Annotated in this window: 25 protein-coding genes; 12 read left to right on the top strand and 13 right to left on the bottom strand. The window is 73.2% G+C overall.

Features of this window, described 5'->3' with window-relative positions:
• Nucleotides 1-11: 11 nt before the first annotated feature.
• Entirely contained in the window at nucleotides 12-809 is a 798-nt protein-coding gene (locus ACFC1R_RS24390; protein ID WP_375941922.1) for an MHYT domain-containing protein, read from the bottom strand.
• Nucleotides 810-1245: 436 nt separating this feature from the next.
• Nucleotides 1246-2316 (bottom strand): RNA ligase (ATP), encoded by a 1071-nt coding sequence (locus ACFC1R_RS24385; RefSeq protein WP_375941920.1) that lies wholly within the window; start codon nucleotides 2314-2316, stop codon nucleotides 1246-1248.
• Between the two features lie 292 nt (nucleotides 2317-2608).
• On the opposite strand from ACFC1R_RS24385, the gene modA reads away from it, so the two are divergent.
• From modA to ACFC1R_RS24370, 3 genes are all read left to right on the top strand, one after another.
• A complete protein-coding gene (gene modA / locus ACFC1R_RS24380) occupies nucleotides 2609-3439 on the top strand; it encodes a molybdate ABC transporter substrate-binding protein (protein WP_375941918.1) in 831 nt (276 codons plus the stop codon).
• Nucleotides 3436-4287 carry an ABC transporter permease gene (locus ACFC1R_RS24375; RefSeq protein WP_375941916.1) on the top strand — a complete coding sequence of 284 codons (852 nt, stop codon included), beginning with the start codon at nucleotides 3436-3438 and terminating at the stop codon, nucleotides 4285-4287. Before modA ends, ACFC1R_RS24375 begins: the two co-directional genes overlap by 4 nt.
• 131 nt (nucleotides 4288-4418) lie before the next feature.
• Nucleotides 4419-5483 carry an ABC transporter ATP-binding protein gene (locus tag ACFC1R_RS24370; protein WP_375941914.1) on the top strand — a complete coding sequence of 355 codons (1065 nt, stop codon included), beginning with the start codon at nucleotides 4419-4421 and terminating at the stop codon, nucleotides 5481-5483.
• A 90-nt stretch (nucleotides 5484-5573) separates the two neighbouring features.
• On the opposite strand, the gene ACFC1R_RS24365 is transcribed toward ACFC1R_RS24370, so the two are convergent.
• From ACFC1R_RS24365 to ACFC1R_RS24350, 4 genes are all read right to left on the bottom strand, one after another.
• Entirely contained in the window at nucleotides 5574-6254 is a 681-nt protein-coding gene (locus tag ACFC1R_RS24365; protein ID WP_375941991.1) for a response regulator, read from the bottom strand.
• A 139-nt stretch (nucleotides 6255-6393) separates the two neighbouring features.
• Entirely contained in the window at nucleotides 6394-6963 is a 570-nt protein-coding gene (locus ACFC1R_RS24360; RefSeq protein ID WP_375941912.1) for a hypothetical protein, read from the bottom strand.
• A 141-nt stretch (nucleotides 6964-7104) separates the two neighbouring features.
• Nucleotides 7105-7962 carry a peptidyl-tRNA hydrolase gene (locus ACFC1R_RS24355; RefSeq protein ID WP_375941989.1) on the bottom strand — a complete coding sequence of 286 codons (858 nt, stop codon included), beginning with the start codon at nucleotides 7960-7962 and terminating at the stop codon, nucleotides 7105-7107.
• Between the two features lie 251 nt (nucleotides 7963-8213).
• Nucleotides 8214-9146 (bottom strand): hypothetical protein, encoded by a 933-nt coding sequence (locus tag ACFC1R_RS24350; protein ID WP_375941910.1) that lies wholly within the window; start codon nucleotides 9144-9146, stop codon nucleotides 8214-8216.
• A gap of 113 nt (nucleotides 9147-9259) precedes the next feature.
• Here ACFC1R_RS24350 and ACFC1R_RS24345 point away from each other — a divergent pair, with 113 nt between their 5' ends.
• Together ACFC1R_RS24345 and ACFC1R_RS24340 are read left to right on the top strand one after the other, a co-directional pair.
• A complete protein-coding gene (locus ACFC1R_RS24345; RefSeq protein ID WP_375941908.1) occupies nucleotides 9260-9631 on the top strand; it encodes a YbjQ family protein in 372 nt (123 codons plus the stop codon).
• A gap of 121 nt (nucleotides 9632-9752) precedes the next feature.
• A complete protein-coding gene (locus tag ACFC1R_RS24340; RefSeq protein ID WP_375941906.1) occupies nucleotides 9753-10871 on the top strand; it encodes an FAD-dependent oxidoreductase in 1119 nt (372 codons plus the stop codon).
• A gap of 165 nt (nucleotides 10872-11036) precedes the next feature.
• Here ACFC1R_RS24340 and paaE read toward each other — a convergent pair whose 3' ends face one another.
• From paaE to ACFC1R_RS24310, 6 genes are all read right to left on the bottom strand, one after another.
• A complete protein-coding gene (gene paaE / locus ACFC1R_RS24335) occupies nucleotides 11037-12107 on the bottom strand; it encodes a 1,2-phenylacetyl-CoA epoxidase subunit PaaE (RefSeq protein ID WP_375941904.1) in 1071 nt (356 codons plus the stop codon).
• On the bottom strand, nucleotides 12108-12596 hold the full coding sequence (gene paaD, locus ACFC1R_RS24330; protein WP_375941987.1) for a 1,2-phenylacetyl-CoA epoxidase subunit PaaD: 489 nt from the start codon (nucleotides 12594-12596) through the stop codon (nucleotides 12108-12110).
• 206 nt (nucleotides 12597-12802) lie between these two features.
• The gene (paaC, locus tag ACFC1R_RS24325; RefSeq protein WP_375941902.1) at nucleotides 12803-13747 is read right to left on the bottom strand and encodes a 1,2-phenylacetyl-CoA epoxidase subunit PaaC; all 945 of its coding nucleotides are present in this window, start codon (nucleotides 13745-13747) and stop codon (nucleotides 12803-12805) included.
• 15 nt (nucleotides 13748-13762) lie between these two features.
• Nucleotides 13763-14056, bottom strand: a complete 294-nt coding sequence (paaB, locus tag ACFC1R_RS24320; RefSeq protein WP_045298340.1) for a 1,2-phenylacetyl-CoA epoxidase subunit PaaB — start codon at nucleotides 14054-14056, stop codon at nucleotides 13763-13765.
• Entirely contained in the window at nucleotides 14053-15078 is a 1026-nt protein-coding gene (paaA, locus tag ACFC1R_RS24315; protein WP_375941899.1) for a 1,2-phenylacetyl-CoA epoxidase subunit PaaA, read from the bottom strand. Before paaA ends, paaB begins: the two co-directional genes overlap by 4 nt.
• A gap of 507 nt (nucleotides 15079-15585) precedes the next feature.
• Nucleotides 15586-16941: a M20/M25/M40 family metallo-hydrolase gene (locus tag ACFC1R_RS24310; protein ID WP_375941897.1), complete on the bottom strand. Its 1356-nt coding sequence runs from the start codon at nucleotides 16939-16941 to the stop codon at nucleotides 15586-15588.
• Between the two features lie 1239 nt (nucleotides 16942-18180).
• Here ACFC1R_RS24310 and ACFC1R_RS24305 point away from each other — a divergent pair.
• The 3 genes from ACFC1R_RS24305 to ACFC1R_RS24295 all read left to right on the top strand — a co-directional run bounded on the left by ACFC1R_RS24305 (nucleotide 18181) and on the right by ACFC1R_RS24295 (nucleotide 21027).
• Complete coding sequence (locus ACFC1R_RS24305) at nucleotides 18181-19188, top strand: aldo/keto reductase (protein WP_375941895.1); 1008 nt, start codon at nucleotides 18181-18183, stop codon at nucleotides 19186-19188.
• A gap of 79 nt (nucleotides 19189-19267) precedes the next feature.
• Nucleotides 19268-19855 (top strand): TetR family transcriptional regulator, encoded by a 588-nt coding sequence (locus ACFC1R_RS24300; RefSeq protein ID WP_375941893.1) that lies wholly within the window; start codon nucleotides 19268-19270, stop codon nucleotides 19853-19855.
• Nucleotides 19856-20109: 254 nt separating this feature from the next.
• Nucleotides 20110-21027 carry an ADP-ribosylglycohydrolase family protein gene (locus ACFC1R_RS24295; protein WP_375941892.1) on the top strand — a complete coding sequence of 306 codons (918 nt, stop codon included), beginning with the start codon at nucleotides 20110-20112 and terminating at the stop codon, nucleotides 21025-21027.
• 81 nt (nucleotides 21028-21108) lie between these two features.
• Here ACFC1R_RS24295 and ACFC1R_RS24290 read toward each other — a convergent pair whose 3' ends face one another.
• Entirely contained in the window at nucleotides 21109-21375 is a 267-nt protein-coding gene (locus tag ACFC1R_RS24290; protein ID WP_375941890.1) for a GlsB/YeaQ/YmgE family stress response membrane protein, read from the bottom strand.
• Between the two features lie 352 nt (nucleotides 21376-21727).
• On the opposite strand from ACFC1R_RS24290, the gene ACFC1R_RS24285 reads away from it, so the two are divergent.
• The 4 genes from ACFC1R_RS24285 (at nucleotide 21728) to ACFC1R_RS24270 (ending at nucleotide 24991) form a co-directional block, all read left to right on the top strand.
• Entirely contained in the window at nucleotides 21728-22600 is an 873-nt protein-coding gene (locus ACFC1R_RS24285) for a response regulator transcription factor (RefSeq protein ID WP_375941888.1), read from the top strand.
• On the top strand, nucleotides 22597-24150 hold the full coding sequence (locus tag ACFC1R_RS24280) for an ATP-binding protein (RefSeq protein WP_375941886.1): 1554 nt from the start codon (nucleotides 22597-22599) through the stop codon (nucleotides 24148-24150). Before ACFC1R_RS24285 ends, ACFC1R_RS24280 begins: the two co-directional genes overlap by 4 nt.
• A gap of 191 nt (nucleotides 24151-24341) precedes the next feature.
• Nucleotides 24342-24737 (top strand): hypothetical protein, encoded by a 396-nt coding sequence (locus ACFC1R_RS24275; protein ID WP_375941884.1) that lies wholly within the window; start codon nucleotides 24342-24344, stop codon nucleotides 24735-24737.
• Nucleotides 24734-24991, top strand: coding sequence for a hypothetical protein (locus tag ACFC1R_RS24270; protein ID WP_375941882.1), 258 nt, complete (start codon nucleotides 24734-24736; stop codon nucleotides 24989-24991). The genes ACFC1R_RS24275 and ACFC1R_RS24270 overlap by 4 nt, the downstream gene beginning before the upstream one ends.
• Nucleotides 24992-25227: the final 236 nt, after the last annotated feature.

The raw sequence follows: 25227 nt of genomic DNA, 5'->3' as shown, positions 1-25227 counted from the left end.
GGGGCGGCGGGTCAGGCGGCGCGGTCGAGTTCGAAGGTGCGGAGGTCCTCCACGGCGAGTTCGCCGGCCTCGCGGTAGGCGGCCCGTTCCTGGGCGGTCGGGGAGAGCGCGACGAAGGCCGAGGTGAGGAAGAGGAAGGAGCCGAGCCCGACCGCGAGCGGGAAGACGAACTGCATCGGGGTGGCGCCGTCGAGGCCGGTGCGGACGGGGTGCATGTGGACCTGGACGGCGGCCATGCCGGTGTAGTGCATGCAGCTCACCGCGAGGCCCATGACCAGCGAGGCGGCTCCGGCCGCGTACACGTTGCGGATGGTGACGGCGGCCCAGAGCGCCGCAGTGGCGGCCCCGACCCCGATGAGGACGGACAGGCCCACGGTGGCGAGGTCGTAGCCGATGGCGCCGTGGATGCGGACGGCGGCCATGCCGAGGTAGTGCATGGCCGCCACGCCGAGGCCGGTGACGAGTCCGCCGAACGCCAGCGCCCGGCTCCGGTGCGTGCCGTGGGCGACCGCGAAGAGCCCGGCGCCGGTCACCAGGACGGCGACCAGCAGGCTGAGGATGGTGATCGGGACGTTGTAGCGCAGCTCGGTGCCGCCGACGCTGAACCCGAACATCGCGATGAAGTGCATGGTCCAGATGCCCGAACCGAGCGCGGCGGCGGCGGTGAGCAGCCAGTTGCGCCGGGAGGCACCGGTGGCGGCCAGCGCCCGGAGCATGCAGCGCAGGCCGAGTGCCGCACCCACGCACGCCATCAGGTACGCGAGGGTCGGTGTGAGCCAGCCGAAGCTGAAGTGGTGCAGGGTTCCCATCGGGGCCTCCGGAGCACGGAACCGTCGATCGCCTGACGGTCGGTCATATGCTCTTCGCATAAGCGCTTTCGATCTCGGATGCGCTGGACGCTATCCAGCGCCCGCAATTGGTCACCCGAAGATGTGAAAAGCTGCCCACCGGGACTCACGACTGTGCTCGAATGGTGCGCCACCCATGCCCACCGGCCCCGCGCCCACCGTCAGCCGCGCACCGGCCCCGCGTGCCCACCGTCAGCCGCGCAGCCGCCCGGCCCCGCAAGGTCTCGCCTCGGAACGGATCGCCGAGCCCCCGGCACACACGTCACCGGCCCCGCCCGGGAGGCCGAACACAGGTCGGCCGGGGATCGCCCCTCCGTCGCGCCCCGACCAGGCGACCGCGGCCGTGGGCGGGGTGCCGCTCCCACCGCACCCCGCCCACGGCCGCAACCCGCCGCACTCACTCGTACTCGGTGCCGCCCTTGCGCGTCAGGTAGCCGCCACCGACCGCCTTGACGATCGCCCGGCCGCCCAGCAGCGGGCTGTAGCGTTCGACCGCCGGGCGGACCACCACGCCCTCCCGGGTGTGCAGTTGGCACCCGGAGACCGTCTCCCGGCCCTCGGCCAGCTCCAGCACGGTCGCCGGGTCGAACGGTCCGCGCCACAGCTCGGGCACCAACGGCAGTTCGCCCGCCAGCAGTTGGGCCGCGTCCAGCCAGCGGAGCTGACCGTCGATGACCGCCGAGACGTCGAACGCCGCGTACCCGGGCGGCTGTTCGGCCCGACCGGAAGCCCCGTAGCCGAGGTCCTGGACCCCCTCCCCGAACACCTCGCCGAAGATCCCGACCCGGCTCGCCCCCAGCCGCTCGGCCAGCGCGGCCGCCAGCGCCGGGATGCCGTACGCCCGGACCGCCCGCCAGTACAGGTTCCGCTCGTCCTCCTTCAGCGCGAGCCCCTGCGCCCCGATCCCCTTCGAGGACACCTGCACGGCGCCGGTGTCGGCGTGGAAGGTCAGCAGGCAGCAGCTGCCGTGCAGCTTCTCGGTGACCACCACCGGCTCGCCCGGCTCGAAGGCCTCGGGAAAGCGCTTGAGGTTCTCGATGTCCACCCAGGGCAGCAGGTCGGGCGCCGCCTCGACCTCGCCGCTCATCGTGGTCGGCACCGGCGGCGACCACTTGACGATGCCGAGCAGTTCCGCGAAGTCCTCACCGTGCCCGGCCGCTCGCTCCAGGTCGACACCGGCCAGCGCGCCGGGACGGCAGACGATGCCCTGCGAGAGCTCGCCGCGCAGCCGTACCGCCTTGACCCGGTCGGCGTTCCCGCCCGCGAGTCGGCCGGTCAGCCCGAGCTCCTCGATCAGTGCGAGTGGCAGCACGGACTGCTCCGGGATGTAGCACGCGAAGTCCCCGGTCCGGTACACCCCCTTGGCCACGACCGCCCGGTAGAGGCCGACCTGCGCCAGTTCCAGGGAATCGGCGTTCGGGTGCTCCAGGATGGTCAGGCGCTCGGCGGTGACCCTCAGCGTCGACATGGCAGTCTCGTCCTCCCCGTTCGGACATGCTCGGAAATGCTCGGAAATGCTGAAAACGATTCGCCGTACTTGTCCGCGAATCGCACGGGTACCACTCTGTCGGGGCAGCACGGTCCGGCGCGACGGGTTTTCCGACCGGCGGGTTTGACTCTTCGCACATGCGGGCATTACCTGCGGTCGAGCATGGCCTGTGCAATGAGACAGAGGATTTTCAGGCCGCAACTGCGGCACTATGATCGCCTCACCGTATGAGCTCCCGCGTCGGCCGTGGCGCGGCAGAGGGGACCACCGAATGACCAGCACCATGCGCCGTACCGCGATCTCCGCCGTCGCCGCTCTCGCACTCGCCACCGGGCTCAGCGCCTGCAGCAGCAGCGGTTCCAGCAGCGCGTCCGGCGGGAGCAGCTCGGCCTCCGCGTCCTCCTCCTCCGCCGCCTCCCCCAAGCTCTCCGGGACCGTCACGGTCTTCGCCGCGGCCTCCCTCCAGGGCACCTTCACCGACCTCGGCAAGAAGTTCGAGGCCGCCTACCCGGGCGTCAAGGTCAAGTTCAACTTCGGCGGCAGCTCCTCGCTCGCCCAGTCCATCGTCGCCGGCGCCCCGGCCGACGTCTTCGCGGCGGCCAGTCCGGCGACCATGAAGACCGTCACCGACGCCAAGGACGCCGCCGGGGACCCGAAGGTCTTCGTCCGCAACACCCTGGAGATCGCGGTCCCCAAGGGCAATCCCAAGCACATCGCCGCGCTCAAGGACCTGGCCGGCTCCGGCGTGAAGGTCGCCCTGTGCGCCAAGGAGGTGCCGTGCGGCTCGGCGGCCGTGACCGCGCTCAAGGCGGGCGACGTCAACCTCACCCCCGTCACCCTCGAACAGGACGTCAAGGCCGCGCTCACCAAGGTCGAGCTGGGCGAGGTGGACGCGTCGCTGGTCTACCGGACCGATGTGCAGGCCGACTCCGGCAAGATCGACGGTGTGGACTTCCCCGAGGCCGCCAAGGCCGTGAACGACTACCCGATCGCCGCCCTCGCCAAGGCGCCCAACGCCGACGGCGCAGCGGCCTTCGCGGCCTACATCCAGTCCGCCGAGGCCAAGCAGGTGCTCACCGCAGCGGGCTTCCAGGCCCCGTGAGTCCCGCCCCGCCCGCTGCCGCCGCGCCCGATACGGCCGTCTCCTCACGGACCCGGGCGCGGCGGCGCTCCTCGCGCATCCCGTACGCCCTGCTGCTGCCCGCCCTGCTCGGGCTCGCCTTCCTCGTCCTGCCGCTGGCCGGGCTGCTCATCCGCGCGCCGTGGAGCTCACTGCCCGGGCAGCTCTCCAGCACCGAGGTCTGGGAGGCACTGCGCCTCTCCCTGATCTGTGCCACCGCCGCGACCGCCCTGTCCCTGCTGGTCGGGGTGCCACTGGCGTGGCTGCTGGCCCGGACCGACTTCCCGGGGCGCCGGTTCATCCGGGCGCTGGTCACCCTGCCGCTGGTGCTGCCGCCGGTGGTCGGCGGCGTCGCGCTGCTGCTGGTGCTCGGGCGCAACGGCATCATCGGGCGCTGGCTGGACTCCGCCTTCGGGATCACCCTGCCGTTCCACACCTCGGGCGTGGTGCTGGCCGAGGCCTTCGTCGCGATGCCCTTCCTGGTGATCAGTGTCGAGGGCGCGCTGCGCGCCGCCGACCCACGCTACGAGGAGGCCGCCGCCACCCTGGGCGCCTCCCGGCTGACCGCGTTCCGCCGGGTCACCCTGCCGCTGATCGCCCCCGGCATCGGGGCGGGCGCGGTGCTCGCCTGGGCCCGGGCGCTGGGCGAGTTCGGGGCCACCATCACCTTCGCCGGCAACTTCCCCGGCCAGACCCAGACCATGCCGCTCGCGGTCTACCTGGCCATGGAGTCCGACCCGGAGGCGGCCATCGCGCTCAGCCTGGTCCTGCTCGTGGTCTCGATCACCGTCCTGGCGGGTCTGCGCGACCGCTGGATGTCGACCCCCTAGCGGCGCGGGGAGCCGCGCGCGGGACCGTGTACCACCATGGGGAGCCGGTCGCGCGGGTCCCCGCGCCCCGGGTGGTGCACGATCGGCCACCCGCACCTCGATGAGCCCGCCCCTCTGCGAGAGAGCAGCCCATGACGCCGCCCCACGCCCTCGACGCCCACCTGCGGATCGAGCGCGGCACCTTCCGCCTGGACCTGCCCCTGACCGCCGCCCCGGGCGAGGTCGTCGCCCTGCTCGGACCCAACGGCGCCGGCAAGTCCACCGCCCTGCGCGCCCTCGCCGGGCTGCTCCCCCTCACCGAGGGCCACCTGCACCTGGACGGCACCGCGCTGGAGGACCCGGCCACCGGCCTGCACACCCCGGCCGAGTCCCGTCCGGTCGGCGTGGTCTTCCAGGACTACCTGCTCTTCCCGCACCTGAGCGCGCTCGACAACGTCGCCTTCGGCCTGCGCTGCCGGGGCGCCGACAAGAAGACCTCGCGCGCCGAGGCCCGGCCCTGGCTGGAGCGGCTGGGCCTGACCGAGTACACCGAGAGCAAGCCCCGCTCGCTCTCCGGCGGCCAGGCCCAGCGGGTCGCGCTCGCCCGCGCGCTGGCCGTCCGCCCGCGCCTGCTGCTGCTGGACGAGCCGCTGGCCGCGCTGGACGCCCGCACCCGGCTGGAGGTCCGGGCACAACTGCGCCGGCACCTGGCCGAGTTCGAGGCGGTGGCGGTGCTGGTCACCCACGATCCACTGGACGCCATGGTGCTGGCCGACCGACTCGTGGTGATCGAGGGCGGCGAGGTGGTGCAGACCGGGACACCGTCCGAGATCGCCCGGCATCCACGGACCGACTACATCGCCCGGCTGGTCGGGCTCAACCTCTACCAGGGCACGGCGGACGGGCACACCGTCACCCTCGCGGACGGCGAGAAGCTCTCCACCACCGAGGAGTTGACCGGACCCGCCTTCGTCGCGTTCCCGCCCGCCGCGGTGGCGCTGCACCGCACCCGCCCGGAGTCCAGCGCCCGCAACGTCTGGCAGCTGGAGGTGGCCGGCCTCGACCTGCACGGCGACCAGGTCCGGGTCGACCTGACCGGCGAACTCCCGCTCACCGCCGACCTCACCCCGGCCGCCGCCGCCGAACTCGACCTCGCGCCGGGCACCATGGTCTGGGCCTCCGTCAAGGCCGCCCAGACCCACGCCTACCCGGCCTGAGCGCCTACCCGGCGTGAGCGGGTGAGCGCGTGCCGAGGCGTCGCCCCGACCGGCGCACCCGGTCGACGTGACCGGCCGGCATGCCCGGGTTCAGCCGCGCAGGCCGGGCGCCCCGTCCGCCGAGACGAACCCCGACTCGTACGCCGCGATCACCGCCTGCGTGCGGTCCCGCGCACCCAACTTGCCGAGCACGCTGCTGACATGCGTCTTGACGGTCTGCACCCCCAGGAAGAGCTGCCCGGCGATCTCGCCGTTGGAGAGTCCCCGGGCCATCAGGCGCAGCACTTCGGCCTCGCGTTCGGTGAGCGCCGCCCGGGCCATGGCCTCCCGGGCCGCCTGGTTTCCGTGCCCGGCGGCCAGGCGGCGGATCGCGGCCGGGAAGAGCAGCGACTCCCCCGCCGCGACCAGCCGCACGGCCTGGACGATCTCGGCCGGGCGGGCGCGCTTGAGCAGGAAGCCGTCGGCGCCGGCGCGCAGCGCCTCGTAGACGTAGTCGTCGTTCTCGAAGGTCGTGACGACGAGGATCCTCGGCGCCTCACCACCGGCCTGTTCGGCGGACTTCAGGATGGCCCGGGTGGCGGTGAGCCCGTCCGTCACGGGCATCCGGACGTCCATCAGCACCACGTCCGGCCGCAGCGAGCTGACCAGCGCCGGCGCCTGCGCGCCGTCCCCGGCCTCACCGACCACCGTCATCCCGTCCTGGGCCTCCAGAACGGCTCGCAGTCCGGCCCGGACCAGCTCCTCGTCGTCCACCAGCAGGATCTTGATCATCACGGCCCCAAGCGTAGGGGCAGCCCGACCGCTGCCGCCGTTCCGGTCCGGCGCACTGCGCAGTACCCGCGCCGACCCGACGGAGGCCGGAGAACAGCGCCCCGGCCGGCCTCAGCAGGTCTGCACGGGTCGGCACGGGTCAGCCGGCGGTGCCCCAGGTGTGCGCCACGTCGACGACGAGTCGGTTGTCGAGCTGGAAGACCCGGAACGGCAGCTTGGCCCGCACCCCGAGCCCGATCTGGGTGTAGCCCTCGTTGCTGCCGGCGAACCTGGCGTCCACGAAGGTGCGGTAGCCGGTGAGGTCCACCCCGGGCAGTGCGTCACCGGCGCTGGCCCGGTAGGTGTACTTGCCGGTCGTCCAGTCGAAGGTGTGCGCCGTGACGACGACCTCGAGGATCGCGCCTCCCTTGACCGGTATCGGGGTCCCGGAGGCGTCCTGGCGCAGTACGTCCACGTAGTTGACGTGGTAGCCGAGCCGGTTGGCCTCCGAGGCACCGGGGATGTCGAAGACCAGCCGGTCGTAGCAGCCGTTCTGACCGGTCCGGATGTTCGCCAACTGGGCGGAGGGGTAGGAGCGGTCGCTCTTCGACAGGCTTCCCCAGTCGTTCGAGCAGTCGGCGACGGCCGCCGACCCGGTGGCCGCCGAGGCCATGGCCGGTACCGCCGCCGTCCCCGCCACCGCGAGGGCGAGCACCATCGGCACTGTCATCCAACGTCGCATGTTCCGTCTCCCGAAGAGGATGTGAATAACTGTCCCCCAGAGAGACGGGTTGGCAAGGGCAAAGGTAGCGAAGTTTTTCAGCTCCGGTTGACCCTTCGTCACCATGCCTTGACCCGGACCGACCGCCCGTCACCCCTCCCGCAGTGCCGGATGGTCGGCGACGACGGTGCAGCTGCCCGGAGCGATCTCCGTGAAACCCGCGTCACGCACCACGGGCAGATCGCCGTTGGCCAACTCGCCCCAGGCGGCAGGGCTCGCGGTACGGACGGCGAGCGGGAATCCGGCCTCGGCCCACTCCTTGCGCCGGGTCTCGTCCAGCCGCCACCAGGCCAGTTGGGCGGCGTGGCCGGTCTGTGCCATGGTCTTGCCCGCGCTCATCTCCAGCTCGGGGTTGAGCCACAGGACCGGGATCCCCGGAGCCGGTTCGGCAGCCGGTTCCACGTCCTCCAGATCGGTGCCCGACACCTGGAGCTTGGCCAGCTCCTTCGGCCAGCCGTCCAGCGGAATCGGCGGGAAGACCCGCACCTCGACGCTCTCACCGGTCACCGTGATGCCCGGCAGCTCACCCGCCTTGCGCCACTCACCGCCCCGCGCCCGCCGAACCACCTTGCGGATCCGGGCGTCCTCCCAGGCCGCGACCCGCTCGGCCCACTCCCCGTCGGCGGCCGTCACCCGCTCGTCGGCGAGCAGCGTCAGCACCGCGCGCGCCGAGGTCTCCAGCGCATCCGTCCGGGCCGGAGGGGTGGCGCGCTCCATCCGGACCAGCAGCGGGAGCACGTACTGCGGGAGGTCGTCGCGGGGATCGGCTGCGGCCGGCTGCGGGCCGGGGGTGTCGGCGGGGCCGGAGCCGTTCGCCGCGTCGACGGTGGCGGCACCGGTGACAGCGGTGCCGGTGGCGTCACCGGTCGCGGTGGCAGCGGTGGCGTCACCGGTCGCGGTGCCGGTGGCGTCGCCGGTGTCGGTGGCGTTCGTGGCGTTGGCTGAGATCACCTCACCAGGATGCCAGGCTGCCCCTGCGCCCCCTCCGGGGGCCCGTCCGGCCCTCCGGCGCCCCTGTTCTCACCCCGTCGGCCCTCCGGCCCATGACCAGGATCAGGCCCATGACCACCGGCCCATGGCCACCGGCCCATGACCGGACACGGGCCCGCCGTCCCGCTGCCGGCCTCCGGCACGCGGTCGGCCGCGCACCGCCCCCGGGACGGTGCGCGGCTCCGCCTCCGGTGAGCCCTGCCGGGCCGTCAGCGCCGGTAGCCGCGCGCGGGGTCGCGCTCCTCCGCGTCCTCGTACGGGAGGAACCATCCCTCCGGATGGGTGGCGGCCAGGAGTTGGTCGGTCCGGTCGGCGGCGTCCAGCTCCGGGTCGCCGTCGTCGGGGCCGTAGACGCCGAAGAGCTCGTCCGCGCAGCCTTCCCAGTCGTAGTCGTACAGGTCGACCGGCAGGTCGCCCATCATGTCGGCGACGGCCTGCGGCTGCGCGCCGAGCAGCTCCCGGGCGTCGACCAGGGCCAGCCGCAGGGCCAGGTCCTCGGCGAGGCAGCGCGGCAGCGGCCACTCCCCGAGCGTCAGGTCCTCGGCGAGGTCGTCGAAGGTCCGGGCCAGCGCGCGGCGCCAGCTGCGGTGCATGCCCCAGGTCCGGCTCGGGAGGCGGCCGAGAACGGCGAAGTCCTGCTCCTCCTCGTCGGTGACCGGCTCGCCCTCGTGCTCCTCGAGGTCGTCGTAGGCGGCGTCGGCCAGCGTGATCAGCTGGGTGTGCAGGAGACAGGCGGTACGTGGGGTGAGGGTCCAGTCGCCGACGCTGCCGCCGCCCTCCTCCGCCTCCAGGTCGAGCGGGAAGAGTTCCGCGAAGTCGGGGGCGAAGTCCTCGGTGGCACTGATCTCCAGCGTGCCGCCGAGCGCCTCCACCCCGGGGATGGCGGACACCAGGCGGTCCGGATGGAGCAGCGCGCCGAGTGCGGCGTTGGGGTCCTCGGACACCTCGCGCAGCAGCGCCTCGCGCTGCTCCCCGGGGTTGATGCCCTCGAAGACCAGGTCCTCGACGACCGCCCGCGCAGCGGCGCGCAGGGCGGGCCAGTCGGTGATTCGGATACCGAGAACCACGGTGGCCTCGATCTCCCGTGCCTCGGAGTCCTCCGCCGCACCCGGCCCCTGTGGATGATCGCTTCGCTCGCCCATGGGGCTACCGTACGGCCTTTTGGGGTGGCGGTTCACCGGTGCCGTGAGAGGATCTTCCGCCCGTTCGGCCGTGTCTGCGGCGTGGCGGGCCTCCAGTCATACAGGATGGCGGTATGAGCAATCTTGGAGAGTATGGCGGTGGGCAGGAGCAGAACTCGGGCGTCCTGGTGGTCACCACCAACGACGTACCGGGCCACCGGGTCGAGCGAGTGATCGGCGAGGTCTTCGGCCTGACCGTCCGCAGCCGCCACATCGGTACCCAGATCGGCGCCTCGCTGAAGTCCCTGATGGGCGGCGAGCTGAAGGGTCTGACGAAGACTCTGGTGGACAGCCGCAACCAGGCGATGGAGCGACTGATCGAGCAGACCAAGGCACGCGGCGGGAACGCGGTGCTGGCGATGCGCTTCGACGTCACCGAGGCAGCCGACCTCGGGACCGAGATCTGCGCCTACGGCACGGCCGTGGTGATCACCCCGGCTTCCTGAACCACCGTCCAGGAGGGGGTGCTCCCGCGCGGGGGCACCCCCTCCTTCCTGCTTCCTCCGGTGGGAAGGTCCCTGCTTCCTCCGGTGGGAACGATTCCGGCCGACCCGATGTTTCACCGGCGTGACTGTTTACCGTGCAACAAGTTCCGGTGAGGCCACCGCCGTCGATGTCGTGGTGATCGGCGCAGGTCAGGCGGGTCTGTCCGCCGCCTATCACCTGCGGCGACGCGGCTTCGAGCCGTACGAGGGCTTTGTTGTGCTGGATGCGGACAGCGCACCCGGCGGAGCCTGGGCGCACCGCTCGCCCTCGCTGCGGATGGCCACCGTGCACGGTTTCCACGACCTGCCGGACTTCGAGCTGCCCGCGCCCGACCCGACCGCCCCGGCGCGCGAGGTGGTGCCGGGGTACTTCGCAGCGTACGAGGCCAGGCACGCGCTCCCGGTGGTACGCCCCGTCCGGGTCCAGGCCGTGCGCCCCCTCCCCCGGTCGGAGGCCGGGGAAGGGCGGCTGCTGATCGAGACGGATGCCGGCCGCTGGTCGGCCCGGGCGCTGATCAACGCGACCGGGACCTGGACCCGCCCGTTCCTCCCCCGCTACCCCGGGCACTTCGCCGGCCGGCAGCTGCACTACGTGGACTACCGGGGACCGGAGGACTTCGCCGGGCAGCGCGTGGTGGTGGTCGGCGGCGGCGCCTCGGCGATCCAGGTGCTCTCCGAGGTGGCCGAGGTCGCCGAGACGCTCTGGGTGACCAGGACCCCGCCCGTCTACCACGACGGCCCCTTCACCCCCGAGGTCGGGCGCGCCGTGGTGGCCAAGGTGGAGGAACGGGTCCGGCAGGGCCTGCCCGTCGCCAGCGTGGTGAGCGTCACCGGCCTCGGTCCGTCGGTCGCCTACCGGCGGGCCGAGGCGCTCGGCGCACTGGACCGCCACCCGATGTTCGACCGGCTCACCGAACACGGCGTTGCCTGGGGGGAGCGCGAACACGCGGCGGACACGATCATCTGGGCCACCGGCTTCCGCCCCGAGATCGCCCACCTCGCCCCGCTCGGCCTGCGCAACCCCGGCGGCGGCATCCAGCTGGACGGCACCCGGGCCGTGGCAGACCCCCGCATCCACCTGGTCGGCTACGGCCCCTCCGCCAGCACCGTCGGCGCCAACCGGGCCGGCCGGGCCGCTGTCAACGCGATCGTGGAGCTGCTCGGCGAACCGTCCGGGGCCCGGGTTCCCGCACACCCGTGATGATCACCGGGCCGGCCGGCCCGGCACGCGGTCAGCCACGGCCCTGACCAGCGGCGGCACTGACCAGCCACTGCCCCGACCGGCGGCGGGAGACGGTCCGCCGGCTTCCGGCAGTCACCCCTGCGGCCGTCGGACCGGGCCCGGTGAGCACGGCAGCCCCGGCGTTCAGCGGTCGTAGTCGACCGTGACGCGGTCGGAGACCGGGCGAGCCTGGCAGGTCAGGACGTAGCCGGCGGCCACCTCCTTCTCCTCCAGGGCGAAGTTGCGGCGCATGGTGACCTCGCCCTCGGTGACCAGTGCCCGGCAGGTGCCGCAGACACCGCCCTTGCAGGCGAAGGGCAGGTCGGGCCTGGCCCGCTGGGCCCCGTCCAGGATCGAGCGGTCGCGCGGGAGGACGAGGGTGCCCGAGCGGCCGTCGAGGACCACCGTCACCTCGCTCGACGCACCGTCCGCCGCGCCGGCCTCCTCGGAGCGCTCGGCAAGCGGTTCGTCCTCCGCGTGGAACAGCTCCTGGTGCACCCGCTCGGCGGGCACGCCCAGTCCGGCGAGCAGTTCCTTCGCTCCCTCGACCATGCCGTACGGGCCGCAGAGCCACCAGTGATCGGTCTGCTCGACGTCCACCAGGGCCTCGACCAGGGCCCTGACCCGCTCCGGGTCGAGCCGGCCGCTGAGCAGTTCGGCGTCGCGGGTCTCCCGGGAGAGCACGTGCAGCAGCTGGAAGCGTCCGAGGTGGCGGTCCTTCAGGTCGGCCAGCTCGTCGGCGAACATCACCGTGTCACTGCGCCGGTTCCCGTAGAGCAGGGTGACCTCCGAGCCCTCGTCGGCGGCCAGGACCGAACCCGCGATGGACACCATCGGCGTGATTCCCGAACCGGCGGCGAGCAGCACGTGCCGGGCGGCGACGCCCAGTTCGGGGCTGAACAGGCCCGACGGCGGCAGCACCTCGACCCGGTCGCCCGCCGCCGCCTCGCGGACCAGCCAGCGCGAGAACAGCCCGCCGGGCACCTCCCGGACGGCGATCCGCAGCGGACCGCCGACCGGCGAACAGATCGAGTACGAGCGGCGCTCGTCCGCGCCGTCCACCATCCGGCGGAGGGTCAGCGTCTGGCCGGGGCGGAAGGTGAACTCTGCGGCCAGCTCCGGCGGCACCTCGAAGGTGACCGCGACCGCGTCCTCGCAGAGCGGTTCCACCGTCCCAATGGACAGCTCGTGAAAGGCCGGTCGACGGACGGACATTCAGATCTCCTTGATCCGGTCAAAGGGCTCGCGGCAACTGCGGCAGCGCCAGAGCGCCTTGCAGGCGGTGGAGCCGAAACGGGACAGCTCCTCGGTGTCGGCGGAACCGCACTGCGGGCAGCGGACGACCCGCCGGGTCGGCCCGAGCTGCAACACCCCCGGCCCTGCGGTCCCTTGCTGCGGCGGGGCGATACCCGCCTCGGCCAGCTTGCGACGGCCGGCCTCGGTGATCAGGTCGGTGGACCACGGCGGGTCGAGGCGCAGCCGCACCCGCACCTCGGAGTAGCCGGCCGCGCGCAGCCGGGCGTCGACGTCGGCCGCCATCTCGGCGACCGCCGGACAGCCCGAGTAGGTCGGCGTGAGCCAGGCCGTGACGGTGCCACCGTCCTGCTCGACCCCGGCCAGGACCCCGAGGTCGGCCAGCGTGAGCATCGGCAGTTCCGGATCCGGCACCGCCGCCGCGATCTCCCACGCCCCACCCGAGCGCACGCCGTCGGCGGACGGAACGGCTGCGGACGCGGTTCCTGCGGACACGGTGCCTACGGGTGCCGGCTGCCCCTGTGCCGGATGCCCGTGCACCGGGTACCCGTGTGCGGGCGATGGGCTCGTGGACGCCCTGTCAGCGCCGTCCGCGTTGTCCGCACACCTGCTGTTGCTGTCCGCACGCCTGTCGGCGCTGTGCGCTGTCACGGCCATCACCAGGTCGCCCCCGGGTGCGCACGGGCCACCACCTGCAGTTCGGCGAGCAGCGGGCCCAGCGCCTCGGTGTGCACTCCGTCGCGGCCGGCCCGCCCGCCGACGTACGCGAGCGGCGCGGCCTGCGGCACGGTCAGCCCCGCCTCGGCGATCACCTCGCCGAGCTCCCGCAGGACGGGTTCGCGCAGTTCCGCCGGGTCCACGCCGAGCCGGAGCTCCACGGGATGCCCGGTGAACAGCTCGTCCAGCAGCGGCCAGAGGCCCTCCAGCGCCGCCTGCATCCGCTGCGCCGAGTAGTCGGTGCCGTCGCCGAGCCGGAGCGTCCAGGCGGTGGCGTACTCGCGGTGGTACGCCAATTCCTTGCTGCCGCGCGCGGCGACCGCCGCCAGCACCGGGTCGGCGAAGCCGACCAGCCGCCGGTACAGCGCGAGGCGGGCGGTCGAGAAGAACAGCAGCCGGGCGACGCAGTGCGCGAAGTCGCCGTTCGGGGTCTCGACCAGGCGGACGTTGCGGAAGTCGTGCTCCTCGCGCCAGTACGCGTACTCGTCCTCGCTGCGCCCGGTGCCGTCCGCCTGGCCTGCGCGGGTGAGCAGTTGGCGGGCCTGGCCGAGCAGGTCGAGGCCGAGATTGGCGAGCGCCACCTCCTCCTCCAGCTCGGGCGCACGGGTGCACCACTCGATCAGTCGCTGGGCCAGGACCAGGGCGTCGTCGCCGAGCATCAGGCAGTAGGCGCCGAGGTCGGATCCGTCGACACCCGGCGGCAGGTCGGTGTCCACGCCGAGCAGCGGGTCGGCGAACCCCGTCCCGTACGCCCAGCGGGCCTCGCCCTCCGGCCCGGCGGACGCCTCCGAGAGGGTCAGGTAGACGTGGTCGTCGTCCGTTCTCGGATCGGCGGCCGCAGCGGCGGTCCCGGCAGTGGTCGCGTCAGTGGTCGCATCGGTCATGACGTGTGCTCCCCGTCAGATGTGCGGGACATCCTCGGGGATGTCGTAGAAGGTCGGGTGGCGGTAGACCTTGTCCCCGCTGGGGGCGAAGAACGGGTCCTGCTCGTCCGGAGCGGAGGCGGTGATGGCGTCCGAGCGGACCACCCAGAGGCTGACGCCTTCGTTGCGGCGGGTGTAGAGGTCGCGGGCGGCGAGCAGCGCCATCCGGTCGTCGGAGGCGTGCAGCGAGCCGACGTGCACGTGGTTGAGGCCGCGCCTGGGGCGCACGAACACCTCGTACAGCGGCCAGTCGGCCTTGGTCCCGGTCATCGTCCTGTCCCCTTGTCCTCGGGCTCGTCGTTGCCCACGGGTCCGCCCTTGCCCTCGTGCCGGTCGGCCGCGCCGGCGCCGACGGGCCGGTCGCCCTCGGCGCTGCGCTTGGCTGCGTAGGCGACGGCTGCCTCGCGCACCCAGGCCCCGTCCTCGTGGGCGGCCCGGCGGCGCTCGACGCGCTGGGCGTTGCACGGGCCCTGCCCCTTGATCACCTGCTTGAGCTCCGACCAGTCGGGCTCGCCGAAGTCCCAGCTGCCGCGATCCTCGTTCCAGCTCAGGGCGGGATCGGGGAGGGTGACGCCCAGGTGCTGGGCCTGCGGAACGGTCATGTCGACAAATCGCTGCCGCAGCTCGTCGTTGGTGTGCCGCTTGATCCGCCAGGCCATCGACTGGGCGGTGTTCGGCGAGTCGCCGTCCGGCGGGCCGAACATCATCAGCGACGGCCACCACCACCGGTCCACCGCGTCCTGCACCATGCGGCGCTGGGCGTCGGTGCCCCGCATCAGGGTCATCAGCAGCTCGTAGCCCTGCCGCTGGTGGAAGGACTCCTCCTTGCAGATCCGCACCATCGCGCGGGCGTAGGGGCCGTAGCTGCAGCGGCAGAGCGGCACCTGGTTGCAGATCGCCGCACCGTCCACCAGCCAGCCGATCACGCCGACGTCGGCGAACGTGAGCGTGGGGTAGTTGAAGATCGACGAGTACTTCTGGCGGCCGGAGATCAGCTTCTCGGTGAGCTCCGCCCGGTCCACCCCCAGGGTCTCGGCGGCGGCGTAGAGGTACAGCCCGTGGCCCGCCTCGTCCTGCGCCTTGGCCAGCAGGATCGCCTTGCGACGCAGCGACGGCGCCCTCGTCAGCCAGTTGCCCTCCGGCTGCATCCCGATGATCTCGGAGTGCGCGTGTTGCGCGATCTGCCGGACGAGGGTCGCCCGGTAGGCGTCCGGCATCCAGTCCCGTGGCTCGATCCGCTGTTCGGCGGCCACCACCGTCTCGAAGTGCCCCTCCAGGGGATGATCGACCATCTGCGGTGCCGACACTGCACCCACCTCCCGACTGACCGTTCGGTCGGTACCATTGTGTGCGGCGAGGCGCGGAATGACAAGGGATCGCGATCTCCGGCTCTCGACGCCCGGCGCCCGGCACCCATGCACCCATGCACCCATGCACCCGAGGCTCGCCACCCCGGGGCCCGGCGGCTCCGACCGTCACCGGCAGCTCCTGGCGGCGCCCGGCCGGCGGTCCGGTACGGGACCAGCGGGACCGACGGGACCGACGGGACCAGCGGCGGCTACCAGGGGGGCGCCTCCGCGCGCCGGTCTCACCGTTCCGCGACTGCTCCCGCCTGGCCACCCGGCCCGCCCCCGGCTCCGGGCACGGCCCGCAGCTCCGTCCGGCGGGCCCCGGGGACGCGATCAGCCAGGCACAGCTCTCCCCCGCACCCCTGCACTCAGGCAGGGGACGGGCCTCCGGACCATGCGTGGCTGCCGTCCGCGGCAGGTCCGCCGGACGCGCACGGGCGGCCTCCCGCCCTATGGACGCTCGCGCAGTCGGGGCAGCGGGACGGCGAGCAGCGCAGCCAGGAGGGCGATGCGCGGGGCGAGTTGGTCCAGCTGGATGTGCTCCTCACGCGCGTGCGGGCCGACCCCGACCGCACCCAGACCGTCCAGGGTGGGCAGACCACGCGCGCCCGCCAGGTTGGTGTCACCCGCACCGCCCGCCGGCGCGCCGTCCAGCTTCTGACCGAGGACGGCCGCCAGCGACCGGACGTGCCGCAGCAGTGGGTTGCCCGAACGCTCCGGCCAGGCCGGCCGGCTGGACAGGACCTCCGTCCGGACCCGGGCGCCGGGCCGCAGAGCGGTCAGGTGTGCGAGGTTGTCGAGGGTGTTCCGCTGGGCCTCGGCAGTGGCGAAGCGCAGGCCGAGTTCGGCCTCGGCGCGCCCGGCCACCACGTTGGCCCTGGTGCCGCCGGTGATCCGGCCGGCGTTCAGTTCGGTGCCGGGCGACCTGGCCAGACTGCGCACGGCGACCAGCTGGTCGACCAGTTCGTCCACGGCCGACACGCCCTGGGCCGCGTGGTTGCCCGCGTGCGCCTCACGGCCGGTGACGGTCAGCCGGACTCTGGTGCTGCCGCGCCGCGCGGTCTTGAGCCGACCGTCCGGGTGCGGTGGTTCGAGACCCAGGACGGCCGCCGCACCCGGCAGTTGGCGCTCCACCAGCCGTCGGCCGTCCGGACTGCCGATCTCCTCGTCCGCGACCACCACCAGCCGGACCGGCCGATGCGGCCGTTCACCGAGGTCGGCAAGCAGTGCGAACGCGCCTTCCACCAGCGCCAGACCGGCCTTCATGTCCAGCACGCCGGGGCCGCTGAGCAGCCCGTCCTGCTCCTGGACCGGCCAGTCCTGGAGCGTCCCGACCGGCCAGACCGTGTCGTGGTGGCCCACCATCAGGAGGTGCGGGAGGGTCTCGTCCCGGCCCGGCCAGGTGAGCAGCAGGTGGTCCCCCGCAGGCCCCGGCTCGCGGCGCACCTCGGCGCCGGTGGCGCGGAACCCGGCAGCCAACTCCTCGGCCAGCGCGTCCAGCCGGGGCGCGTCCCCGGACGGCGACTCCATCCGGGCCAGGTCGGCACAGCGGCGACGGACCGCACCGGCTCGGGTGCGGGCGCGGCCGCTCAGTGCCTGCGGCAGCCCCGGCAGCGCGGCCGCGCCGACGGCCTCCCCGCCCTCGGCCGCACCGTCGAACCCCGCCCCGGTCCCGGCTCCGGCCCCGACTCCGGCCCCAGGCGCGGCCTCGGCCGCCGACGGCCGTGCGGCCGCCGCCCTGGCGGACGACGACGCCGACGCCGTTACCGCCGAGGCCGATGACGCCTTCGTCGCAGTACGGGACACAATCCTGCTCGGACTCGTGGACTGCCGGCCGGCGACGTGCGCCCCGACGGCACCGACACCGTCGGCGTGGACAGTGCGGACACCAACCGTCCTTGCAGTCGCTGCGGCGTAAGCACTCACGGTCTGCGGGCCGCCAGGACGGGAACTCGCGGACCGGGGCCCGGAACTGACCCCGGAGCCGGAGTGCGGACCGGTACCGCGACCCAGCGCGGCACCGACGCCGGCACTGGCACCGGCGCTGGCGCTGGCACCCTGACCGGGACTGGGCACGGAACCGGGACCGGGACCGGGAGCAGCACCGGAAACCGAGCCGGGGCCGGGACTCGGACTCGGACTCGGACTCGGGCCGGTACCGGGACTCATCGGACGCCTCCCCGGCCACCGCTGGTATACCTGCACCGGCAGCCGCAGACTCGGTCCGGCAACGCCAGTTGGTGCGACCTCGGGCTGGGCAACACTGGGTCCTCCTCGCTCGGTCCGGCGGCCCCGGCTGGACGCGGGGCCCCGTGGACGGCAGCCTCCTGATCCATCGGCGCGCTTGGGGCACCGGTGCAGGGGAAGCCGAGAAGTGAGCCTAGAAGATTGGTTCATTCCCTTGCGAGGTGGCCCAAGTACTACGTCGCGTCGACCGGCGGGCGGGGGCGGCGGCCCGGCGGGACGATTCCCGGTCGGGCACGGAGCTCGGGCCTGGGGCAACGCGCGAGCGCGGTCGCGGGATCGCGCCCACTTCCACGATGGACCTCCAGCGACCTCACTGCATCGCGAAGCCGCAACACCCGGCCGATCCACGCCCGATGGGTGATGAACGCTCAGCGTTCGGTACCAGATTGGCGACCGGGGGAAGGACGACCGGCGCACACCGCTTCACGCAACTTCGGGACTTCGAGCCGGGCGCGACCAGGGCCCACCGGGACCACAGGAAGCACAGGAAGCACGGTCACCGGCCACAACAACCGAAGGCCGACCGACGGCGGGCGACAGCTGACGGACGACGGCTGACGGCTGACGGCTGACGGCTGACGGCTGACGGCTGACGGCTGACGCGTCACGGACAGCGGAGAGCAGATGACCGATGACCGATGACCGATGCCGGACGGCGGATGGCAGACACCGAAGGACAGATGTCAGATGTCGGATGACAGATATTGAAATCTGTCATCCGACATGCCATAGTCGATATCGCCAGGGCGCCCCGCCCAGCACGACCCGGAAACCGTCCGCCACCAGGGAGCACCCACCGTGACCACCGCCCCCGCCCGCGCCACGCTCGGCGCCAGCGCCTTCACCACCTCCGCCCTCGGCCTTGGCCTCATGGGCATGTCAGACCTCTACGGCCCGGCCGACGAAGCCGAGAGCGTCGCCACCATCCATGCCGCCATGGACGCTGGGGTCACCCTGCTCGACACCGGCGACTTCTACGGCATGGGCCACAACGAGCTGCTGATCCGCGAGGCGCTGCGCGGCCGCAACCGTGAGAGCGTCGAGATCAGCGTCAAGTTCGGCGCCCAGCGCGGGCCGGACGGCAGCTGGGTCGGCTACGACGCCAGCCCCGCCGCCACCAAGACCGCGCTCGCGTACACGCTGCGCCGCCTGGGCACCGACCACATCGACGTCTACCGCCCGGCCCGGCTGGACCCGAAGGTCCCGATCGAGGAGACCGTCGGCACCATCGCCGAGCTGGTCAAGGCCGGCTACGTCCGCCACATCGGCCTGTCCGAGGTGGGTGCGGAGACCCTGCGCCGGGCCGCCGCGGTCCACCCGATCAGCGACCTGCAGATCGAGTACTCGCTGATCTCCCGCGGCCTGGAGGCCGAGGTGCTGCCCACCGCGCGCGCCCTGAACATCGGCATCACCGCGTACGGCGTGCTCTCCCGCGGCCTGCTCAGCGGTCACTGGACCAGCAACCGCGAGATGAACGCGACCGACTTCCGCGGCCACAGCCCGCGCTTCCAGGGCGAGAACCTCACCCACAACCTCCGGCTGGTCGAGGCCCTGCGTGCGATCGCCGAGGCCAAGGGCGCCAGCGTCGCGCAGGTCGCCATCGCCTGGGTCGCCTCGCGCGGCTCGGACATCGTGCCGCTGGTCGGTGCCCGCCGCCGCGACCGCCTGGCCGAGGCGCTCGGCGCCCTGGACGTCGCCCTCACCCCGGCCGACCTCGCGGCCATCGAGGCAGCGGTCCCGGCGGGCGCCGCCGCGGGCGACAGGTACGCTGCCGCACAGATGGCCCTCCTCGACAGCGAGCACTGACACCGGTCGGACCACGCCGCGAGGAGCCAGTACCGACCCGACCGCCGGCCCGTTACCGCACCAAAGGACGTACCCCGCCGTGACCACGGACAGCACACTCACCCCCGAGCAGATCCTGAGCGCGGCGGAGGACGTCCTGCGGAGGTTCGGACCGGCCAAGGCCACCGTGGTGGACATCGCCCGCTCGCTCGGCGTCAGCCACGGCAGTGTCTACCGCCACTTCCCCAGCAAGGCCGCACTCCGCGAGGCCGTCACCCAGCGGTGGCTCGACCAGGCGCACCACGCCCTCGCCGCGATCACCGTGGAGCGCGGCCCGGCCGTCGAGCGCCTGCACTGCTGGCTGGCGACGCTCTTCGCCGCCAAGCGCAAGAAGGCACTGGACGACCCCGAGCTGTTCGCCACCTACATGACGCTGGTCAACGAGCTCTCGACCACCGTCGAGGCGCACATCGAGACCCTGACCGCCCAGATCGCCACGATCATCCAGGACGGCATCCACCAGGGCGAGTTCCACCCGACCCACGTCGCAACCGCCGCACGCGCCGTCTTCCAGGCCACCGCGCACTTCCACGACCCGGCCCACGCCGCCGAGTGGACCGACCCGAAGTCCGAGGCCGACTTCGAGGCCCTCTGGAACCTCCTCCTCGCCGGCCTCCGCTCCCGCTGACACCCGACCGCCGCACGGCACCCGACCACCGCACGGCACGAGGCAGCACCGGCCGCGCCGAAGCCGCCCACCACTGCCGGAGCGGACGGGCCGAGCCCGGAACCACCCCGTCCAGGACACAGAGCAGAGAATGGGCGACGGGCGACGGGGCTTGGGGAGCTGGGAACGGAAATGCGTTCGCCCGCAGTCGCGCCGAGCGGGCACGATGTCTTGCTCCAGCAGCTCTCGGATGCTGCTCCCAGATGGAGGATGACGTGCACACTCCCCAGTCGGCGCTCGACAGTCTGCGGGGCCTCGCCCTCGGCGACGCCTTCGGCGACCGCTGGTTCAGCGTCGACAACAGCGAGGCCGACGCCCGACTCGCCGCCCGTATTCCACGCCGGGCGCCGTGGCACTGGACGGACGACACCGCAATGGCGCTGGTCCTGTTCCGACATCTGCTCCGGCACGGCGAGATCAGGCAGGCGGAGCTGGCGCAGGCGTTCGCCGACGCCTACACCGCCGACCCCGCGCGCAAGTACGGCCCGTCCATGCACCAGGTGCTGCGGGCGATCCAGGAGGGCGACGACTGGCAGGCCGTCACCTCGGCGATGTTCAACGGCCAGGGCTCGTACGGGAACGGGGCGGCGATGCGGGTCGCACCGCTCGGTGCCTGGTTCGCCGACGACCTCGACCGGGTCGCCGAGCAGGCCGAACTCTCAGCGCTCACCACGCACTTCAACCCCGAAGCGGTCGCCGGGGCGGTGGCGGTCGCGCTCGCGGCGGCGTTCGCAGCCCGCAGCCGGGGTCAATCCGCTCCCGGCCGGGTGGAGTTGCTCACCCGGATCGCCGAGTCGCTGCCGGACTCCGATGTGCGGTCGGGCCTTCGGGTGGCGGCCCGCTTCCCGGAGGGCACGTCCGTCCGGCACGCGGCTGCCGTGCTCGGGTCCGGGCTGCAGATCTCCGCGCCGGACACCGTGCCGTTCGCCCTCTGGTGCGCGGCAGGGCAGTTGGACTCGCTGCCGGAGGCGATCTGGGACACCCTCGGCGGCTGGGGCGACATGGACACCACCTGCGCCATCGCGGCGGGGGTGGTCGCCGCCCGCACCGGCTGCGCCGAGGTGCCGTCGAGCTGGACCGCCGCACAGGAGGAGCTGCCCGGCTGGGTCGCCGAGGCGAGAGTCCGCAGCTGAACGGCAGGCGCGGGGCGGTGCGTCCGCGTCGCGGCAGACCCACCGGCCTTGTCAGACGCGATCAGTCACGATCAGTCCCGGTCAGTCGCGGGAGTTGCCGAAGATCAGCCGGTAGGCGATCAGGAGCACCAGCGAACCGGCGATTGCCGCGCCCCAGGTGGCGGGGTCGTAGAAGTGCTTGGCCACCGACCGGTGCAGGAAGGTCGCCGAGAGCCAGCCCCCCACGAAGGAACCGGCGATGCCGATGAGGGTGGTGCCGATGAGGCCGCCCGGGTCACGTCCGGGCAGCAGGATTTTCGCGATTGCCCCGGCCAGCAGGCCGAGGATGATCCAGCTGATGAATCCCATACGTCTCTCCAACCCTTCGCCGCGCTGCCGAGCGCAGCCGTACTGCCACCGAGGACGCGCACCACGGCCTGGTCGGTTCCAGCCCGCCGCCGAGGTGGCCGCACTCCCGAGCACCGCCGCAGCCCCCAGGCACTGCCGGAGCCGATGGACCCGGACCCCGGGCCCGGATCCGGGTGCTTCATGAAGCCATGAGAGGGTCGGGCGGTCCCGGCACCCCGAGCCCCGGGCGACGGGCCCCCGAGCGGCGAACCCGGCACCGCGGCTCTCCAGCACCCGAGGGGCAGCCCCTCGGAGGAGCAGCCGTCACGGGAGCAGCCGGAGGCGAGGGCACGAGGACGGAGGAAGCAGGGCCATGACCACGGGACGCGTACTGGTAGCGGACGACGACGCCGCCATCCGTCGCTCGCTGGAGCGCGGACTGCGGCTGGGCGGTTTCACCGTGCTGCTCGCCGAGGACGGTCCCAGCGCACTGCGGCTGCTCACCGGGACCGGCAGCAGGAGCGACGCCGGGCCCGCGAGCGGGTCCGCAGCCGGGTCCACGACCGGAGCCGCGCCGGACGTCGTGGTGCTCGACGTCTCGATGCCGGGCCTGAGCGGCATCGAGGTGTGCCGCACCCTGCGGGCGAAGGGCGACGACACTCCCGTGCTGATGCTCTCGGCACTGGACGAGGTCGCGGACCGGGTCGCCGGGCTCCAGGCCGGGGCCGACGACTACCTGGTCAAGCCGTTCGCCCTGGAGGAACTCGTACTGCGGATCGGGGCGCTGCTCCGCCGCCGGACACCTCCACCCGCAGCCGGGGCCGACGACCCGCCGCCCTCCGAGGTCCTGTGCGCCGGCCCGCTGGAGATCGATCCCGCCACCCGCCAGGCTCACCTCGACGGCCTGGAACTCCAGCTCACCCGAAGGGAGTTCGAACTGCTGGTGCAGCTGGTCAGAAACGCCGGACTGGTGCTCACCAGGGACCAGCTGCTCGACCGGGTCTGGGGCTACGACTTCGAGGTGCGGACCGATGCCGTCGACACCTTCATCAGCTATCTCCGGCGCAAGCTGGAGGAGGGCGGACGCCCCCGGCTGATCCACACCGTCCGCGGCGTCGGTTTCGTGCTGCGCCCGCCCGGCACCCGGGCTGCCCAGCAGTCGCCCGGCGCCCAGGCCGCCCATGAGCCGCCCGGCCGTCCGGTCCCGCCACTGCGGGGCAGAACCGGAGAGGCGCGCGGCCGATGAGACTCTCGACCCGGATCGCGCTCTCGGTGACCGTCCTGGTGCCGCTGCTGGTGCTGGCCGCCGGGCTGCTGGTGCTGGGACTGGTCGGTCGTGACCTCAGGCATCAGCAGGACACCCGGCTCCAGGACCGGGCCTCGCTCGTCCGACCCGACGTCCGGGCGCTGCTGACCGCCGACCAGGGCGGACGTCCCCGGGTCGAGCAGAGCCAGCACCGCAAGGTGCTCGCCGACTCCCTCGACGCGGGGATCCGGGTGGTGGCGGCGGACGGCACGGTGGTCCTGACCGGCGGTCCGCAGCCCGCCGATCCGGCGCGGCTGCCCGCGGTGACCCCGAGTGGCCCGGCCACCCTGCGGGACAAGGGCCACGCCTGGCGGGTTCTGGCCGTACCGCTGGACGGTCAGGCACCCGGAACGCTCTGGCTGCTGACCCCGGCCTCGGCCACCGATCCGGAGCTCGCCGCGGTGCGCCGACGGGTGCTGCTGGTGGCCCTGGTCACCGCGCCGGTCTCGGGACTGCTGGCCTACGCCCTGGCCGACCGGGCCACCGCCTCACTGCGCCGGCTCAGCCGCCGCGCGCACGAACTGGACCCGGGAGCCGGTGCGGCCGGCTTCGCCACCGAACCGACCCGCGTCGCCGAGGTGGACGAACTCGCGTCCTCGATCGCCGGGTTGCTCGCCCGCTACGAGGAGCAGGCCGGGCGCACCGCGCAGGCGCTGGACACCGCACGGTCGTTCTCCTCCGCGGCCTCGCACGAGTTGCGCACTCCGCTGATGAGCATGCGCACCAACCTGGACGTACTGGCCGCGCATCCCGACCTGCCCGCCGAGGACCGGGCGGAGGTGACTGCGGACCTGCGGAGCGAGCACGCCCGGTTGCTGGACCTGCTGACCGCACTGCGCGCGCTGGCGCAGGGCGACCTGGTCGAACTGACGGCCTTCGGCCCGCTGGATCTGGCCGAGTTGACGGACGCGGTGGCGGGCGAGACGGCACGGCGGAGCCCCGAGGCCGTCCTGACCACCGAGCTGCCCGCCGAGCTCCGGTTCTTCGGCTGGGAGGCGGGCCTGCGGATCCTACTGGCGAACCTGCTCAACAACGCCGTGGTGCACGGCCGTTCGGCCGGACCACCAGCCGGGACGGCCGATACCACAGGTCCGACCGACAGTGCGGGTGCGGGTGCGGGTGCGGGGACAGGTGGGGCCGAAGCAACAGCGCGGATCACGGTGCGGCTGCGGGCCGAGGGCGGATTCGCGGTGCTCACCGTCGACGACGGCGGCCCGGGGATCTCGCCGGGCGAGCGGGAGAAGGTCTTCGCCCGCTTCCACCGCAGGTCGGGCAGTCCGGGTTCGGGGCTCGGCCTGACCCTCGTCGCCCAGCAGGCGGCGCTGCACCGGGGCTCGGTGACGGTCGGGACGCCTCCCGACGGAGTGGGCTGCAGGTTCGAGGTGCGCCTGCCGCTGTCGGCCGCCGACGCCCCGCCCGTGCAGCTGCCCGCCCGTCGCGACTGGCTCTCCGGCCAGGAGCGCGGCCCGAAGGTGCAGCAGCGCCCGTAGCACGGCCGACCGGTCCGGCCCGGGAACCACCCGCGACAGCGGGGCGGCCCCGGGCCACGGAGGAGTCCGGTCACGGGGAGTGCGGTCACGGGGAATCCGGTCACAGGGAATCCACAAGAACGCTCGCTACCTTCCAGGCACGTCGACTCGTCCAAGGGTCGGCATCCCGTGGCTCTGGAGGAGATTCAGCCATGTTCCCGAACCGCAAGGCCACCGCCGCGCTCGGCGCACTCACCCTGGCCGGCGCCCTGTTCGCGGCCGCTCCCGCCGAGGCGGCGACCAGGACGGCCCCGAAGGGCGACGGTGCTGCCGCCATCTGCAAGCGCCTGCCCAAGACCGAGAAGCGGATCGCCGACTCGATCACCCGGCTGAACGGTGACGCCACCGTTCCCGGCTCGATCGCCCGCCTGCAGCAGCGGGTGGCCGACGCCAAGACGGCCGGCCACACCGAGATCGAGAAGTACCTCAACGACCGGCTCACCTTCCGCAAGAGCCTGCTGCCGACCCTGCAGACCCGGCAGGCCGACCTGAAGTCCGTGGCGACCTGGTGCGGCGCGCAGGGCGACGGCACGGCGGCGAGCAAGTGACCGTACGCCGTTCCGCGACTGCCGTCCTGCTCGCTGCGGCGCTCCTCGGCTCGGCTCCGCTGCTCACGGCCTGCGGACCGACCAGCGCCGCACCCGCGCCGCCGAACCCCGCGAGTTCGGCCACACCCACGGCACCTGCGACGCAGGCGGCGGGCGGCAGCGACGACGCCCAGCTGAAGGACATGCAGCAGAAGGTGGACGCCGCCGACAGCGCCGCCGCCCAGGCGGACTCGGACGCGGCCAAGGACAACTGACCCGTCCCACGGCCCGGGCCGGCGGGGTCCGGGCCCGGCCCTCCGGGACCTCGCAGACAGCCGCCCGAAGCGCGAAGGCCCAGGGCGCGACGGCCCGAGGCGCGGCCGGCGGTCGCCGCAGTGGGCGGCGGCCGGCGCCCCGCATCCGTCCGACACAGCAGACCGGCCTGCCCCCGCGCCCCCCGGGGGGGGCCGGGTGGAGTGTGGGGGGGGGGGTGTTTAAAAAAAAAACAAGC

Origin of the sequence: Kitasatospora sp. NPDC056138 (genome assembly GCF_042264695.1) — a bacterium.
GTDB lineage: Bacteria > Actinomycetota > Actinomycetes > Streptomycetales > Streptomycetaceae > Kitasatospora.
Note: the sequence above shows the minus strand (reverse complement) of the source record. Positions and strands in the feature narration are given on the sequence as shown.